The organism is Sulfurimonas sp. (assembly GCF_032250635.1).
In the GTDB taxonomy this organism is placed as follows: domain Bacteria; phylum Campylobacterota; class Campylobacteria; order Campylobacterales; family Sulfurimonadaceae; genus Sulfurimonas.
In genome coordinates, this window is the sequence record NZ_JAVVFL010000270.1 from 1 (window position 1) to 1662 (window position 1662).

The 1662-nt window shown below is 41.3% G+C and carries 1 protein-coding gene; it reads right to left on the reverse strand.

Annotation, left to right across the window (positions count from 1 at the left end; genetic code table 11):
- The coding region (locus tag RQ763_RS11665; RefSeq protein WP_314153163.1) for an HAD-IC family P-type ATPase at positions 1 to 1662 on the reverse strand (1662 nt) is incomplete at both ends.

The window sequence follows — 1662 nt, forward strand, 5'->3', positions numbered from 1 at the left end:
GCTTGGAGCGCTTTAACAAGCCGCAATTTATGTTCAGGAGTAGTTCTTGCAAAGATATCCGTCTTTAACACCGCTTCGCCCAACTCATCATCGCTTAGTTTTTCAATATCTTCTCCGCTTAGGGCATTGTCGCAATTTTTAAGTCCTATGGTTTTTCCGATGGCAGTTGCGGTTAAAAGGTGGTCTCCCGTTATCATTTTTACATCTATATGTGCGCTGTAGCACTCTTTTACGGCATCTATTGCCTCAGACCTCGGAGGGTCTATCAGCCCAAAGAGTGCTACTAAAACCAAATCACTCTTTAAATCATCAAAATCTAAAGTTGCTTTATCGCCGGATGCATTTTTATAAGCTACCGCTAGTACTCTTTGTCCCTGCGATGCAAGCTCTTCTGCCATCTTATGCCAATGATGAGAGTCTATCTTTTTCGCATTATTTCCATCTACAAACTCCAGCTTACACATATCTATAATAATCTCTGCGGCTCCCTTTACTATGATTATGGAACTGCCTTGATGCGCATGACTCAGAGTAGCCATAAACTTATGTCTAGAATCAAAGGGTATCATATCTTCTCGCTTATAACCCGCTCTAATCTTATCTGCATCAAACCCTATTTTATACGCAAACGTAACTAAAGCACCCTCAGTAGGACTTCCATCTATTTTCCAAAAATCCTCCTCTTTAGCTATCAAAGCATCGCTGCACAGAAGAGATGTTTTCGCTAAAAACTTTAACAGCTCATTTTTATCTGCATCTATAAGCCTATCTTCTAAATAAATATCTCCTATGGGTTCGTACCCTATTCCGCCGATTTTAAATAGATCTTTGCCTGAGATAACGCTGCTTACCATCATCTCATTTTGCGTAAGAGTTCCCGTTTTGTCCGAGCAGATAACAGAAACCGAGCCTATTGTCTCAATGGCTGGCAGATTTCTTATAATGGCATGTTTTTTCGCCATTGCCTGAACCCCGACTGCAAGCGTTATGGTCAAAACAGCAGGCAACCCTTCGGGAATGGCTGATACAAAAAGTCCGACTATTGCCATGAAAAGTTCGTCAAATGCAAAATCTTTTATATAGTAACCGATAAGAAAAATTATTACGGAAAAAAATAGCAAAAAGAAAGTAAGCCACTTTGCAAACTTATCCATCTGCTCTATAAGCGGGGTCTTTAACATCTCGATACTCTCAAGCATTCCGCTTATACGCCCAAGCTCGGTATTGTTTGCCGTTGCTACGACCACCCCCTTTGCATTTCCGCTAGATACGATAGTTCCCGCAAAAACCATGCAGCTTCTATCCGCAATAGTTGCCTCATTTTTGACTTTTTGTGGATTTTTCTCTACCGGAAGAGATTCTCCCGTAAGAAGTGACTCTTGAGCGCTAAAGCCGTTTGTATGCAGAAGTCTAATGTCTGCTAAAACTCTGTCACCCGACTCCATAAAAACAATATCGCCGATAACAAGCTCTTCGCTGTTGACCTTTTTCTTATGTCCGTCCCTAAATACTGTGGCGCTAAACGCCAACATCTTTTTTATAGCCTGCATTGCATCCTCAGCCTTGCTCTCTTGAACAAAGCCTATAATGGCATTTATAACCACAACGGCTAAAATTACGGAAGTGTCGATAAAGTGCCCAAGCATAGCGATAAAAAATGCA